Consider the following 14,782-nt stretch of genomic DNA (forward strand, 5'->3'; position numbering starts at 1 on the left):
TTGCAGAATAATACGAAGTGTGACTATTTTCCAGTCGCTTTACCGTTATTTGCGCTTAAAACACCGCTTTAAATAGCATACAATGCCCCGTTTAGAGCTAAATGTTGACCGCATTTTTTGCCCAAGTTGGGGTGATGGTTTTTAATCAGGAGTGAAAAGAGCATGGCAATGTCAGTCGCGGATGCGCTTGCTGAAATCGCGCGTGGTACCGAAGAAATTCTGCTAACAGAAGAACTTAAAGAAAAGCTCGAGCAGGGTAAGCCGCTGGTGATCAAAGCCGGATTTGATCCAACTGCACCTGATTTGCATCTAGGTCATACGGTACTCATCAATAAATTACGCCTGTTCCAAGACTTCGGCCACAAAGTTGTTTTTCTGATCGGCGATTTTACTGGCATGATCGGCGATCCAACGGGCAAAAATGTGACCCGTAAGCCGTTATCGCGCGATGACGTGCTCGCCAATGCGCAGACCTACAAAGAACAGGTCTTCAAGATTCTTGATCCGACCAAAACTGAGGTACGCTTCAATTCTGAATGGATGAGTAAGTTTGGCGCTGACGACATGATTAAACTTGCAGCTCGCCAAACAGTGGCGCGGATGCTGGAGCGTGATGATTTTAAAAAGCGCTATAATACTGGCCAGCCGATCGCCATTCATGAGTTTTTATACCCTCTCGTGCAAGGCTGGGATTCTGTCGAGTTAAAAGCCGACGTTGAGATGGGTGGTACTGATCAGCGCTTTAATTTGCTGATGGGGCGTGAACTTCAGAAAGAAGAAGGCCAAAAGCCGCAAACGGTGATTATGGTTCCATTGCTCGAAGGTCTCGACGGTGTACAAAAAATGTCGAAATCCTTGGGTAACTACGTCGGCATTACCGAGCCTGCTAACGATATGTTCGGTAAGTTGATGTCGATTTCTGACGAATTAATGTGGCGTTACTACGAGTTGCTAAGCTTCCGTCCGCTTGATGAAATTGCTAGCTTTAAGCAGGCGATCGCTGACGGTGCTAACCCTCGTGATTACAAAGTTCTGTTAGCCAAAGAAATTATTGCGCGCTTCCATGATGCCGCAGCTGCGGATGCTGCTGAGCAAGACTTTGTGCAGCGCTTTAGTAAAAATGCGATTCCAGATGATATGCCTGAGCTTGAGTTGGCCAGTGACGACGGTAGTTTGGGCATTTGCAACTTACTGAAAGATGCAGGATTGGTGAATTCAACGTCCGATGGCATGCGCATGATTAAACAAAGCGCAGTCAAAATTGACGGTGAGAAAGTTACCGATGCAAAACTACAAGTACAGGCAGGAACCACGGCTGTTTATCAGGTTGGTAAACGCAAGTTTGCCCGTGTGACGCTCAACTAGTTATTTTCCGCATACCAGCGCTGGCCATCAGGCCAGCGCAAGAGCGTCATATGCTCACCCCAGACACAACCGGTGTCTAAACCAATTACATCATCACGCTGCGTGTGCCCTTGTAATGCCGCCCAATGCCCGAATACCAAGCTAAATTGTTGTGGCTGCCAGTGCGCAAACCAAGGCAATAAGCCTTGTGCCTTGGTGTCGTCGTTCGGCGCTGTTTTTACGGTTAAATTCAAACATTGCTGGTGATCAAGAAAACGCATGCGCGTGAACGCGTTAATGATGAAGCGGATGCGTTCTGGTCCGCTTAAATTGGGAGACCAGCAAGCAGGCTCATTACCATACATTTTGTTTAACCAAGGGCCGAGTTTTTGCATGCGCCAAGCGCGTTGCAGGCTCTCACTCACTTCGTCAGCGTAGCTTTTCGCTTCGGCGAGACTCCACTGGGGGAAGAGGCCCGCGTGGGTCATGACCACATCATCGGCATGTTGCAACAAAGGCTGTTGTACTAAAAAATCTATCCAATGACGTTGTTCTTCAACGGGTAGTGCAAGAATAGCGTCGAGTTTGTCTTTGGGGTTAGCCTTACGAACTCCGGTAAGTACCGCAAGGAGATTGAGATCATGATTCCCCAAGACACACTTCGCGGCACTGCCCAATTCGTGTAGACGCTCTAAACAGGCGAGTGAGTCGGGGCCGCGGGCGACGATATCACCCACACACCAAAGCTCGTCAAAGCGACGATCAAAGTTGACCGCCGCCAGTAAAGTATCGAGTTGTTTGACGCAACCTTGAAGATCACCAACGAAGTACCGAGCCATTGCGTTACCGAATTAGTGCAAAATATTCGGCACGGCAAGCCGGAACGAAGGGATTTTCGCTTCGAATTTACTGCCGTCTGCATTGACCATGCCGTAATGGCCTTCCATCGTGCCGATTGGCGTCGCTAACACCGTACCGCTGGTGTAACTGAAGGATTCGCCGGGTGCGATGTGCGGTTGTTCACCGACCACGCCATCACCAGCAACTCGGGTGATTTTGTGGTCCGCATCGGTAATTCGCCAAGCGCGATTCAAGAGCTGGACCGATTGCTCACCTTGGTTGGTGATGGTGATGGTATAGGCAAATACATATTGTCCTTTGTCCGGATCGGATTGTGCGGCAAGGTAATGGGTCTTAACGTCAATTACTATCGTACTCATAAGTCTCCTTGCTGTTCGTAATACCAGTTTGCTAAACGGCAGTAGTCGGCCACGCTCAAGGTTTCTGGACGTGCGCCAGGATCAATCCCCAGTTGTTCCAATTGCTCGGCTGGAATATGTTGCTTGAGGTTATTACGAATCGTTTTACGGCGCTGGTTAAAAGCCACTAAACAGAGTTGCTGTAGGGTTTTGCGGTCGTGGACAGGATGCGGCGGTTCGGTGTACGGAGTTAAACGTACGACCGCAGACTCAACCTTAGGCGGCGGGGTAAAAGCGCCTGCTGGCACGGTTAATACAGGTTCCACTGCACAAGCTTGCTGGACTGACACCGATAGCCGGCCATAGGTCTTACTGCCGGGCGCTGCGGCTAAGCGGTCGACCACTTCTTTTTGCAGCATAAAATGCATGTCTTGAATGCTTTCGAGTTGGTCTAAAAGATGAAAAATGATTGGCGTCGAAATGTTATACGGCAGGTTACCGAACACCCGCAACTTGCGCTCGTCGGTTTGAAACTGCCGAAAATCGGTTTTCAAGGCATCGCCGCGATAGACCGTCAGTTTCCGTTGTAAGAACGGGTGCTGTTCGAGTCGGTCGGCGAGGTCGCGATCCAGCTCAACCACCGTTAAGTGCTCGATGCGCTCGGTTACCGGCTCGGTTAATGCTGCGAGTCCAGGACCAATCTCAACTAACTGTTCATCGTTTTGCGGATTTATGGCATCGACAATGGCGTCAATGACCATGGTGTCGTGAAGAAAATTTTGTCCAAAACGTTTTCGGGCGCGATGACCGAGGTGGGTTTTACTCATGTAATTCTCATCAATTCTGTTGCTGCTGTAGTGCCATGTCGATGGCCGTCTGCAAAGCGTATTGGGCGCTGCCAATCGATATATCACCGCTGCCGGCTTTGTCTAGGGCGGTGCCATGGTCGACTGAAGTGCGAATAAAGGGTAACCCTAAGGTAATGTTCACCGCGTTACCGAATCCTCGATATTTTAGCACGGGCAGCCCTTGATCATGGTACATCGCGACCACTGCATCGGCATTTTTTAAATAGTGAGGCTGAAAAACCGTATCCGCAGGCCACGGGCCGCTTACCTTGATACCCTCTTGCTGTAACGCGTTGAGTGCGGGTGTGATGTGCTCTATTTCTTCGCGTCCTAGGTGGCCTTGTTCGCCAGCGTGAGGGTTCAAGCCACAAACTAAAATTTCTGGTTCGGCACAGCCAAATTTGCGTTGCAAATCGTCATGCACAATGCGCAACACGCGCTCAACGAGAGGGCGTTGAATGGCTTCGGCGACGCGTGTCAACGGTAAGTGCGTGGTGACGAGCGCCACGCGCAGACCGGGAGTGGCAAGCATCATTACGACTTGCTCGGTGTCACTTAACTCGGCAAAAAACTCTGTGTGACCGCTAAAGGAGATGCCAGCATCATTAATGACGCCTTTGTGGACTGGCCCAGTCATCACTGCGGCAAACTCTTGCGCAAGACAGCCACGGCCAGCATGCTCGAGTAGTTCGACGACGTAGCCGCTGTTTGCTGGATTAAGCTGTCCGGCAGTAACCGCAACTGCGGTGTCATGTTGCGCAACCACTAAGGTGCCCTGCGGCCATTGTTGTGGCGCACGCTGTGCATCATAAGCGACCAATGAAACGGCAAGACCGAGCTGTTGTGCTCGGTCTTGGAGTACTTGCTTGTCGCCCAATACCACCAGTTCGCAGGGCCAAGAATGCTGTGCTAACAGCACAGCAATGTCGGGACCTATACCGGCGGGTTCACCCGTACTGTAGGCGATGCGCATTAGCGTCACTCAGTGACCTCTTCAATGTAGGCTTGGTCGCGCATTTCTTGCTGCCAGTTTTCCAGTTCTTCTTGGTATTTACGACGGTACAGCAACTGGTATGCGCGGTTTTCTTTACTTCGCTCGGTGGCATCCTGTACTCGGCGGTCAAGCACCTCAACAATGTGCCAGCCAAATTGCGAGCGGAATGGTTCGCTGATTTCACCAAGCTCTGCGTTTTCCACAGCTTGCTTAAAGGCATCATCAAAAACGCTAGGGTCATTCCAGCCTAAGTCACCGCCTTGGCTCGCTGAACCGGTATCGTCAGAGTGCTCGAGTGCTAAGTCGGAAAACTCCGCTTCACCACTGATAATCTGTTGACGGAACTCGTTTAACTGCTCTTTGGCGCGTTTGTCAGAAAGAATAACCGAAGGGCGCAATAAGATATGGCGTGCCTTCACTTCTTCAATTTCGACGGTTTCAATACCGCGGGTATCGGCGACTTTAAGAATGTGAAAGCCAACACCACTTTTGATCGGACCAATGAGGTCACCTTTGCGTTTGTCGCGAACGGCTTCAGCGAAGAGCGTCGGCATGGCGTTAATGTTCATCCAGCCGAGGTCACCGCCTTCTAATGCCCGTGAACCAGCCGAAGAGCTGATCGCTGTTTCGGCAAAATCGCGGCCATCCCGCAATGATTGCAAAACGTTTTCAGCACGTTCTCGCGCTGTTTGCACTTCGTCACTGCTACTGCCATCACGCAGGCCAATAAGAATGTGGCTTAAGCGATACTCAACTTCATTGCTCGACATTTCTTCCATCATGCTGGTTAGGTTGGCAATTTCTTGTGGGGAAATGTAAACCCGATCGCGAACCGCATTACGCTGTAATTCACCAATGATCATCTCGCGTCGAATGGATTCGCGATAACCTTGCCACGTTGAACCAAGGCCGGTGATTTCGGCACGTAACTCTTCGACGGTGATACCTGCCTCGCGAGCGATGCTAGCAATGGTCTGCTCAAGTTGCGCATCGCTTACTTCGATACCATTGCGGCGCGCGATTTGGAGTTGAATTTCTTGTAAGACGAGGCGGTCAATTGCTTGCACTCGTAAAACATCATCACTGGGTAATTTAATATCCTGCTCAGCGGCGTTACGCTTAATTTGCACGAGCATAGTGTCGACTTCGCTTTGAAGAATGACGCCATCGTTAACGATGACGGCAACACGATCGAGCACTTCATTGGCTTGTAACGGAATGGTCAAACTTGCGAGGGTAAGCCACGCAATGCTCACTATTTTCAACATCTTAATCATGAAAACTACCTAGTTGCTTAAGTAAAACGGGTGGCGATAACCGAACAGACTCTGCTCAATGAGGTCGAATAAATTACTGTTATCGGACCCTAACCCCTTAATAATAAATTGTACACTGACGCCGTTATCAAATTCTGGTTGCTGATTCATCGGGTCAGTTGCTTGTAATTCTAAATTTCGGTTGATACGTCGATAAGCACTGACGCGTATCGCCCAACAACAATCGTTGTACTGTAACGCAAGAAGTGCGTCGTTGGTACGTTTCTGTTCAAGATCATAAAACCAGTTGCTGGCCACTTGCCAATTGGCTTTCACTTGGTAGACCGCTTGCAGGCCTAATTGTTCGATATCGTCGTTAAGAATATTTGTAACTTGCCGGTGACTAAATTGAATGAGGTTACGCTCATCGACACGGTACTCAACCGCAGTCTGACTTTTGCGGGTATTGTTTTGCTCCATGTCGTATTGCATTGCAGCATTCAAGTACACACGATTGTTGAAGCGAAAACGTGTTTCGAAAGCTAAGTCTGAGCGGTCATTCGCAATTTGACTCTCTTCCCCAAATAAGCTGACTTGGCTGTCATCAAAGTAGTAGATTTGTCCCGCACTAAAGCGCAGCAATTCACGGGCATTTTCGTTAAAGATACTGGTTGAAGCACCAACAGTAATTTGATTGGCGTCGGCGATACGGTCGAGGCCCGAAAAGCGCCGCGCGCGGAACAGACCTTGGTAGTCGTCCTGCATAAGCGTTGAATCGTAGATACCAATAGCCGATTGGTCACGGTAAGGCACGTACAAGTATTGAATTTGTGGCTGCAAAACTTGTTGGTAGCTGTCGTCACCCCAGGCAAAATCACGCTCTAGGTTCAAGCGTCCGCGGATGCGGAACTGCGGCACGGTGCGCGACGGATTTTCACCCAGCATCGGATTGTTTTGGGTACTAATTGCAGCTTGGTCGTAATAGGTGTAGCTGTAACGCAACTCGCTAAGGAAGTCGTAAGCGGGCTCTTCGAACGCGAGTTTTACTGCAGGCTCAATATGGAATCGTGTCGCGTAGTCGTTGCTATTGTCTTGATTCCGAAAATGAGTAAGTTCGGAAAACAAGTTGAGTTCAAGCGCACTTAAGGTCTGCCAGTCAAATAACGTGGTTAATTGCGGCGCCGTGCGGTACGGCGAACGATAGTCACCCAAAATCTCGAAATCTTCCGCCCGGAGCATTACCTGCGCATGCTCGCTATGATAATCAACCCGCGCGTGGCGATAGAGTTGTGCGTCGGCGCGGCCGGCAAACTCGCTACCAAAGTCATTTAAATAATCATCATCACTGGTGTCGAGAATATTAACGTACGAGCGCCAATTTGGACTCCAACGTTGTTGATGTTCGACGCGCCAAAGATAGCGTGAATCGTCGTTCGCTAAACTATCGTCGTTGTCGAGGTAAGCAACGTTAATTTGCCCAGAACCACCTTCAGTGAGTGCACGGTATTCACCTTGTAATTGCAACCCGCGTTCCGCCATATATCGCGGTGTAATCGTTGCATCTTGGTTAGGCGCAATATTAATGTAGTAAGGAATTTCAAACTCGAAGCCGTTTTTTTGCGAGGAGCGTACGGTTGGAAATAAAAAGCCTGACTTACGCTCATCGGTAATCGGGAAGTTGATGTAAGGGACGTACAAAACGGGCACACCAAAGAGTTCGAACTTCGCATGCCATGCTTCGCCCCACGCCTCGTCTTCACTTAACTTGATTTCGTCGGCACTCAGCTGCCATGCTGGTTGATCGGTTGGGCAAGTGGTGAATGTTGATCCAGCCAGCAGTACTTGTTCTGGTGAAATCGAAAGTAGCTCAGCGGTGCCGTGTGCACCGGTGTCGCGTAGCTGGTATTTGGCACCGGCTAAGTAGGCACGGTTATCGCCTGAGTTAAGCCGAAAATTATCACTACTGACTTGCACGTAGCCGTCGGTAAATTGGGTTGCACCGCTCGCATTGATATTACCCGACTCTTGATTCACTGTCGCCTGTTCGGTTAATAAGAATTGCTGATCAAGTTGAACTTGTACGTTACCGGTAAAAGATGCCAAAGTTGTCTCAGAATCGATGTCAGCTGCATCCGCACGCACGCCAATGGCTCCGGAGGCCAATTCATCAATGGGATCTAAGTCGGTGGTGACAAACAGCGGCGCTCGCACGGGGCATTGTTGCAAAAAGTCTGTGTTGTCTTGAGCTGTCGCGCGGCTGGAGAAACCAACAGTTAGCGCGAAACTTATGCCCAAGCAGGCTCCTTTGGTAATGTAATGCATGCGATAGCTGACTCAACGTTGTCCTTTCTAATGTGGAAGGTATGATAAAGCAAAATAACTAAGCCTGCCATTTGTGAACGAGGAAATAGCGTGGAAAATAAGCGAGAAGTGCAATTGCAAGCTTGGTGCGAATCGGTAACGGGTCAAGCTCAGCAGGATTTGCAGCCAGTTTTTGGTGACGCACGACCGTGGCGCTATTACCGCGTGACGGATGGTGTACGTAGCTTTATTGCGGTAGATACCCAAAATACCGAACAGGCGTTGCGTAATTATAGCGCTGTTGCTGACAGTTACAGTCAGCACGGGGTATTTGTGCCGGAGTTAGTTGCTGTTCACGAGCAACGCGGCTTTATGTTGATGACAGATTTAGGTTCTAGTCTGCTGTTAAGTCATCTTAGTGAACCTACGATGGTTTCGTGGTATTCCCAAGTGTACCCGCAACTGGCAAAAATCATGCAGGTTCAAGCGACAGAAGAGGGGCCTTTACCGACTTTTGGCGAGCAAGAACTTCGAGCCGAATTGGAACTCATGGCGCAATGGCTGCTCAAAGAGCATTTACAACTGCAACTCACTGCCGCAGAGCAAGCGTTGTGGCAAGATTTTTGTGAGCGCATGGTGAGCAATGCGCTTGAGCAGCCGCAAGTCGGTGTGCATCGAAAGCTGCACGCGCGCAATATTTTGGTGCAAGGTGAAGGCGAGCTCGCGTTTACCGGCTTTCACGATGCCGCCGTTGGACCGATCACCTACGATGCGGTAAGTTTGCTGCGCGATTGTTATGTGCGCTGGCCGCAGACCAAGGTTCAGCAACTTGCCGAGGATTGCTATTTCTATCTGCGCCAGACGCGCAGTGATCTCAACGTTGATCAAGCGACATGGCAACGTTGGTTTGATTGGATGGGCATGCAACGCCATTGCTACGTAAGTGGCCTGTTTGCGCGCCGTTATGAGCGTGATGGCAATCCCGGTTATTTACAAGATATTCCGCGAAATTTGGCTTATCTTCACGATGTTGCAGCGATTTACGCGGAGTTTGATGATTTTCGTGCATTTTTGGTTGAGCGCGTTATGCCCGCTTTTGCCCAAAGTGAGTAGTTACAGACGAGCAGTTGAGTTTGTTTTAAGGCGAAGGAGTAGACATGGTTTGGGGTAAAGTGCTGGGTGGATTTTTCGGCTACCTATTGTTGCGTTGGCCAGGTATTTTTCTGGGTGTTCTGATTGGTCACTGGTTCGACAAAGCGCTTGAGCAAAATATGCGCCAAGGTGGTGGGGCAGCAATGCAAAAGTCCTTCATCGACACCTTGTTTGCAGTGCTGGGGCATTTGGCCAAGTCCAAGGGCCGCGTAACCGAGCAAGACATCAACTATGTTTCGGCGTTGATGCAACATTTGAAACTTAACGAGTCAGCTCAGGCACAGGCACAAGAAGCTTTTCGCGAGGGTAAAAAAGCGGATTATCCGTTGGTGACCAAAGTTTCGGCGTTTCGTCGACAAGTGGGCTGGCGCAAAGATCTGTTGCAAATCTTTGTGGAACAAATTTTAGTGGTGGCCTTGCACGACGGTAAACTTGAGCAGGCGGAATACGACGTGTTGCTGCGCGTTACTCAAGCATTAGGTTTTCGCCGTGCGCAACTTGATTTGTGGCTGCAAATGGCGCAAGCGGGCCAGCGTTTTCGTGGCGGGCAAGGCGGAGCTGGGTATCAAGGCAGTGGTCCAAGCCAGAGCCCAAGTGAACGCTTAGACGATGCCTATGCCATTTTAGGGGTTACCCGCCAAGCAAGTTTTGCTGAGGTCAAAAAAGCTTATCGCAAACTGATGGCAAAGCATCATCCCGACAAATTAGCAGCACAAGGTCTTCCGCCCGAAATGCGTGAGTCAGCGCAGGAAAAAGCGCAAGAAATTCAAGCCGCCTATGAGCTTATTAAAAGTCAGCAGGGCAGTGAAAATTAATCGGCTGTTCGGTGTGCGGATGCAAGAAACCAATTTCCTCAGCATGTAATAGCAAACGTGGCGCTGCAGCATAAGCCTCAGCGTCAGCGTAAAACTTGTCACCTAAAATAGGTGTGCCGAGCACTTGCATGTGTACCCGTAATTGATGTGACCGGCCTGTTACCGGGAATAACAGTACTTCGCTTACCCCATCTTGATAGTTCACCACTTGATAACGCGTTTGCGCATGGCGGCCTTCGATCAGATCAATCATCTGTCGCGGGCGATTGGGCCAGTCGCAGCGCATGGCGAGTTCAATACTGCCACGCTGTGCCGGTAGCTGCCCAGCCACTCGTGCGCGGTAATACTTGCGTACCACCCGACGTTCAAACTGGCGCTGCAGATGCGCTTGTGCCTGCTTGTCAAGCGCCAACACCAGCAAGCCCGAGGTCGCCATGTCCAACCGATGCACAATACGCGCTTCTGGGAACACCCGCGTGACACGTGCCCAAACTGAATCGCGGTGGGCAGGATCTTTCCCCGGCACACTAAGTAGTCCCGCGGGTTTATTCACCACCACCAACGCGTCATCCTGATGCACCAGCGTCAAGTATGGGTCGGTAGGTGGCGCGTAATGAAGTAGCGTCATGCGGGCATGTTCACCATCACGCGCACACTATCAAGCTGTAACAGCGGCTGTTGGAGTGCCTGTTGCAGTTGCTGTTCACGCTCGGTCAGTGCATCAACTTCAGCTTGCCGTACCGCAGGGTTACGCTGTTTTAGTTCGTGTAACCGTTGCTGGGCAGCGTGCATGGTCTGCGTGAGTTGCTGTTGTGCTTGAACAACACGTTGCTGCTGTTGCTGTTCGGCTGGCTCCCATGCCGCCTTAATGTGCTGCTGTAGCTGCTGGCGTAATTGCTGCATAAGCTGTCGTGCTTGTTTTTTATCGACGAACTGTAATTGTTGGTCAAGGGCTCCAGCAGCAACTCGCGTGGTTAAATCACGACCTTGGCTATCTAACAGAACGCGCAAGCTTTGTTGCGGGTAAAACTCTTGTGCGACCAGATTCGCCGCAGTGGTGAGCTGGCTACTGAAGTTAAGTTCAACAAACCAAGCTCCAGCAGGTAAGGCACGGTTTTGCATCAATGCGACGCAGGTTGAACCATAGCTGTCACGTGTCAACAGCTCGAGCGCATGCTGCACTTGTGGATGGTCCCAAGTGAGGAACTCAACGTGTTCATGCGCAAGGGCATAGTCACGGGAAAAGGTTACAGTGATGCCTTCGTCGGGCAGTCCTGGCAAGGTCACGCGCATATGTTCAGTTGGCCGTAACCAACCGCTGTGATCGTTAAGGGCATCGTAATCAACCCCGAAGCGCGCCCAAAACTCTTGCATAAAGGTGGCGAGCTCAGCGCTGCGCTCATGAGCGGCGACTTCAGTGATAATGGCTTGCGCTTGCTGCGGACGAAATGCATTCAGCTCTTGCAGCTTGTCGCGACCATTGCCAATACTTTCGCGCAACTCTGCTGCGCGTTGTGCAGTAGCGTTCAGCAATGCGTCAAAAGCGTCAGCGTCATAACCGTCATCATCGCCAGAGGTGTTGATAAAACACGCCAGCTCGTTGGCAAAGGTGTCATAGATAAGTGACCCGACAGCATTGGGTTGCGCAAATGCTTGCATGGCTTCGTACCACTGCAACAAAAGGTCGTCACGCGTGCCGAGCACCACTGGCACATGAAGATGTACGGTGGCGCTTTGCCCAATTCGATCAAGGCGGCCTATACGTTGCTCGAGTAAATCTGGGTGAGTCGGTAAGTCAAATAATACCAAGTGTTGGGCAAACTGGAAGTTGCGCCCTTCGCTGCCGATTTCCGAACACAACAGAATAGGGCAACCTTCTTCAGGGCTGGCAAAAAATTCGGCGGCGCGGTCACGTTCTAGCAGCGTCATGCCCTCGTGAAACACTGCGGCATGAATGCCATGCTCGATGCGTAAATAATCGTAGAGTTCTTGTACGGTAAGTGACGAACCACAAATTAACACGACTTTTTCGTGTTTGTGTTGTTGCAGTAATTGACGTAACCAGTGTGCTTTTCCGGTAAAAGCATCAGCACCTTCGAGCTCGAGTTCAGTCAGTTCGTAGGTGTGCAAATGACGTTCCGGAAAACCGCCAATATGGGCTCGACTGTTGCGAAACATAAGCCGGCCAGTGCCGTAGAAATCAAGCAAGCGGTCGAGCAATTTCTCCGCACCATACTTGGCAAGGACTTCCGCCATTGGCGTGAGTGCTTGATAGTTTTCTTGCTCACGAAGAAATGCGGCAAAATCATGAAAGCGATCAGGGTCGAGTAACTGCAGCCGCGCAAAGTGTGCAGGCATACCTGCTTGCTCCGGTGTTGCTGTTAGGAGCAAAACGCTACTAATCGCCGCGGTAAGTTGCTGCAATTGGCTAAAGTGATCTGATGCGGGTTCGACGCGATGCGCTTCATCGACAATCAGCAGATCAAAGTCGGCGGTGAGCAATTGCGTCAACCATTGTGCGTCATCGAGTAAGCTTTGTGGCAGAAGGATGAGTTGCTCGGCGGCGAACACGTTCTCATGGTCGTCGCTTAAGGTCGCGCAGCGTTCTTTATCAAATAGGCTGAAGGCCAAAGCGAAGCGTCGTTTCAGCTCAACTAACCACTGATGGCATAGGCTATCAGGAACAATGATCAGCGCACGTTGGCTGCGACCGGTTAATAGACGGCGTTGTAAGATCATGCCTGCTTCAATCGTTTTGCCGAGTCCCACTTCATCGGCCAGTAACACGCGTGGCTGAAAGCGATCGGCAACGGTGTAGGCAATATAGAGTTGATGCGGAAGCAGTTGTGCTCGAGCGCCGATTAAGCCACTTACTTTACTTTGTTGCCAACGTTGCAGGTGTTGCTGCGCTTGTTGGCGCAGGCGATACATATCAAGGCGGTCGGTCTTGCCAGCAAGAATGCGTGTGAGCGGATGCTGGGTGGCAACCTGGGCGGCCAATTGTGCCTCGGGTAGGGTCACCTCTTCAGTCGTGTCTTCGCGCAGTCCGTGATAAGTGACAATATGATTGCTTACACTGATCTCGGTGACACGAAACCACCAGCCGTCAGCATGCTGACCGCGATCGTCGGGCAGTAACTGGTAGCGGGCCAAGGGAGCCTGTTGGCTAGCGTAGTGACGCAGCTCCCCGGTGGCGGGAAACAGCACAGTTAGCATGCGGCCATTGACCTGAGTGATCAGGCCGAGTCCTTGCTCGAGTTCGGTTTCGCTAAGCCAACGCTGGCCAGCAACAAACGCTTGTGCAGGATCTTGTACCGTGCTTTGGGTCATGCAAACTTCCTCTACTAACTGCGACTTGCAAAAAGGGCGCACATGGTAGCGAAATTTTTTTCATTCTTCACATCATTTTCATGAAATCTGCGCTAGTCTTAAAGTTGCTTGGCACGCAAAAATTATAATTAAACATTCCTGCTGCTTGAGGTTGCGCATGACAGAAACAACGCCCAAATATTATCTGTTAGACACCAACATCTTACTCCATGAACCCCTCGCTTTCCTGAATTTTGAAGAACACAACGTCGTCATTCCCATGGTCGTGCTGGAAGAGCTCGACAATATAAAAGATCGCCATAAAGATGTAAGCCGCGAAGCGCGCGTTGCCATTCGTTCGCTCGAGGATGCATTGAAAGACGCAAGTCCAGAAGAAATTTTAGCCGGTGTACCCTTGAGTCGTATGCAGGGGGCGCACCATGCTGAAGGTACGTTAGCAATTTTTCCTGACTACCAATTAAAGCAAACCGACTCGGTGCTGAACTTGTCGGAAAACGACCACCGCATTATTCAAGCAGCGCTTGAGTTACAAAAGAAGCATAGCCAAACCAAAGTGGTGTTGGTGACGAAAGACATCAACATGCGTTTGAAGGCGAAAGGTGCTGGCATCAAGTTTGTCGAGGACTATCGCACTGACCAATTGATCGATGATATTCGCTTTTTGTCAAAAGGCTTCGTCGAGTTAGAAGGCGATTTCTGGCAGAACGTTGGTGAAGTGACGAGTGTGCAAGAAGGCCGTGAGACGTTTCATGAAGTTGAACGTGCCGTGTTGCCGAGCGTGTTCCGTAATCAGTATCTAATTGATGAAACAGAGCATTTTGCCGCCAAAGTTGTGGGCTACGATAGCGAACAGGTGCGCATACACGACTTAGGTTTCGAACGCATGATGAGTTACCACGCGTGGGGTATTCATCCAAAGAATATTTATCAAGCGATGGCCATGAATGCCTTGCTCGACCCGAGTATCGATTTGGTGATTCTCACGGGGCCTGCAGGTAGTGGTAAAACCCTGTTGGCACTGGCATCAGCACTAGAGCTGGTGATTGAACAAGGTATTTACGAAAAGATCATTGTCACGCGGAACACGCCTGAGATCGCTGAGTCGATCGGCTATTTGCCGGGCACGGAAGAGGAAAAAATGGCGCCATGGCTGGCGGCCATTACCGATTCGTTAGAAGTGCTCCATAAACATGATGAAAGCATGGATTCGAGTCTTAACTACATTATGAATAAGGCGAACATTCAGTTTAAGTCACTGAATTTTATGCGCGGTCGGAGTATTCAAAACGCGATTGTCTTGCTTGATGAATCGCAAAATTTAACGGCTTCGCAATTGAAGACGATTATTACGCGTTGTGGTACGGGCACGAAGATTATTTGTTCTGGTAACTTAGCGCAGATTGATAGTTACTATTTGACGGCGGTAACTTCAGGCCTGACTTATATCGTCGAGCGTTTTAAAGATTATCCGGGCAGTGCGACCGTCAATTTGAATGGTGTAGTGCGAAGTAATTTAGCGCAATACGCTGAAGAAAACCTGTAA

The 14,782-nt window shown here is 50.2% G+C and carries 12 protein-coding genes; 4 read left to right on the plus strand and 8 right to left on the minus strand.

Annotated features, from left to right (window positions below):
• The first annotated feature begins 162 nt into the window (after positions 1-162).
• The gene (tyrS, locus tag NV375_RS11410) at positions 163-1,365 is read left to right on the plus strand and encodes a tyrosine--tRNA ligase (RefSeq protein WP_258808326.1); all 1,203 of its coding nucleotides are present in this window, start codon (positions 163-165) and stop codon (positions 1,363-1,365) included.
• Here tyrS and NV375_RS11415 read toward each other — a convergent pair.
• Genes NV375_RS11415 through NV375_RS11440 form a run of 6 tightly spaced genes read right to left on the minus strand, consistent with a single transcriptional unit; the run spans position 1,362 to position 7,936 of the window.
• Positions 1,362-2,183, minus strand: a complete 822-nt coding sequence (locus tag NV375_RS11415) for a symmetrical bis(5'-nucleosyl)-tetraphosphatase (protein ID WP_258808327.1) — start codon at positions 2,181-2,183, stop codon at positions 1,362-1,364. The two genes, tyrS and NV375_RS11415, sit on opposite strands and share 4 nt — an antisense overlap.
• A gap of 12 nt (positions 2,184-2,195) precedes the next feature.
• Positions 2,196-2,564 carry a Co2+/Mg2+ efflux protein ApaG gene (gene apaG, locus NV375_RS11420; protein ID WP_258808328.1) on the minus strand — a complete coding sequence of 123 codons (369 nt, stop codon included), beginning with the start codon at positions 2,562-2,564 and terminating at the stop codon, positions 2,196-2,198.
• Positions 2,561-3,370, minus strand: a complete 810-nt coding sequence (rsmA, locus tag NV375_RS11425) for a 16S rRNA (adenine(1518)-N(6)/adenine(1519)-N(6))-dimethyltransferase RsmA (RefSeq protein ID WP_258808329.1) — start codon at positions 3,368-3,370, stop codon at positions 2,561-2,563. The genes apaG and rsmA overlap by 4 nt, the downstream gene beginning before the upstream one ends.
• Positions 3,371-3,380: 10 nt before the next feature.
• Entirely contained in the window at positions 3,381-4,364 is a 984-nt protein-coding gene (gene pdxA, locus NV375_RS11430) for a 4-hydroxythreonine-4-phosphate dehydrogenase PdxA (RefSeq protein WP_258808468.1), read from the minus strand.
• Between the two features lie 5 nt (positions 4,365-4,369).
• The gene (surA, locus tag NV375_RS11435) at positions 4,370-5,662 is read right to left on the minus strand and encodes a peptidylprolyl isomerase SurA (protein ID WP_309491690.1); all 1,293 of its coding nucleotides are present in this window, start codon (positions 5,660-5,662) and stop codon (positions 4,370-4,372) included.
• Between the two features lie 9 nt (positions 5,663-5,671).
• The gene (locus NV375_RS11440) at positions 5,672-7,936 is read right to left on the minus strand and encodes an LPS-assembly protein LptD (protein WP_258808330.1); all 2,265 of its coding nucleotides are present in this window, start codon (positions 7,934-7,936) and stop codon (positions 5,672-5,674) included.
• Between the two features lie 117 nt (positions 7,937-8,053).
• Here NV375_RS11440 and NV375_RS11445 point away from each other — a divergent pair, with 117 nt between their 5' ends.
• Together NV375_RS11445 and djlA are read left to right on the plus strand one after the other, a co-directional pair.
• The gene (locus tag NV375_RS11445; RefSeq protein ID WP_258808331.1) at positions 8,054-9,055 is read left to right on the plus strand and encodes an aminoglycoside phosphotransferase family protein; all 1,002 of its coding nucleotides are present in this window, start codon (positions 8,054-8,056) and stop codon (positions 9,053-9,055) included.
• Positions 9,056-9,099: 44 nt separating this feature from the next.
• Positions 9,100-9,909, plus strand: a complete 810-nt coding sequence (djlA, locus tag NV375_RS11450) for a co-chaperone DjlA (protein WP_258808332.1) — start codon at positions 9,100-9,102, stop codon at positions 9,907-9,909.
• On the opposite strand, the gene NV375_RS11455 is transcribed toward djlA, so the two are convergent.
• On the minus strand, positions 9,881-10,537 hold the full coding sequence (locus NV375_RS11455; RefSeq protein WP_258808333.1) for a pseudouridine synthase: 657 nt from the start codon (positions 10,535-10,537) through the stop codon (positions 9,881-9,883). The two genes, djlA and NV375_RS11455, sit on opposite strands and share 29 nt — an antisense overlap.
• The gene (locus NV375_RS11460; protein ID WP_258808334.1) at positions 10,534-13,239 is read right to left on the minus strand and encodes a helicase-related protein; all 2,706 of its coding nucleotides are present in this window, start codon (positions 13,237-13,239) and stop codon (positions 10,534-10,536) included. The genes NV375_RS11455 and NV375_RS11460 overlap by 4 nt, the downstream gene beginning before the upstream one ends.
• 157 nt (positions 13,240-13,396) lie before the next feature.
• On the opposite strand from NV375_RS11460, the gene NV375_RS11465 reads away from it, so the two are divergent.
• Positions 13,397-14,782 carry a PhoH family protein gene (locus NV375_RS11465; protein ID WP_258808335.1) on the plus strand — a complete coding sequence of 462 codons (1,386 nt, stop codon included), beginning with the start codon at positions 13,397-13,399 and terminating at the stop codon, positions 14,780-14,782.

Origin of the sequence: Pseudidiomarina sp. CB1 (assembly GCF_024752025.1) — a bacterium.
In the GTDB taxonomy this organism is placed as follows: Bacteria; Pseudomonadota; Gammaproteobacteria; order Enterobacterales; family Alteromonadaceae; genus Pseudidiomarina.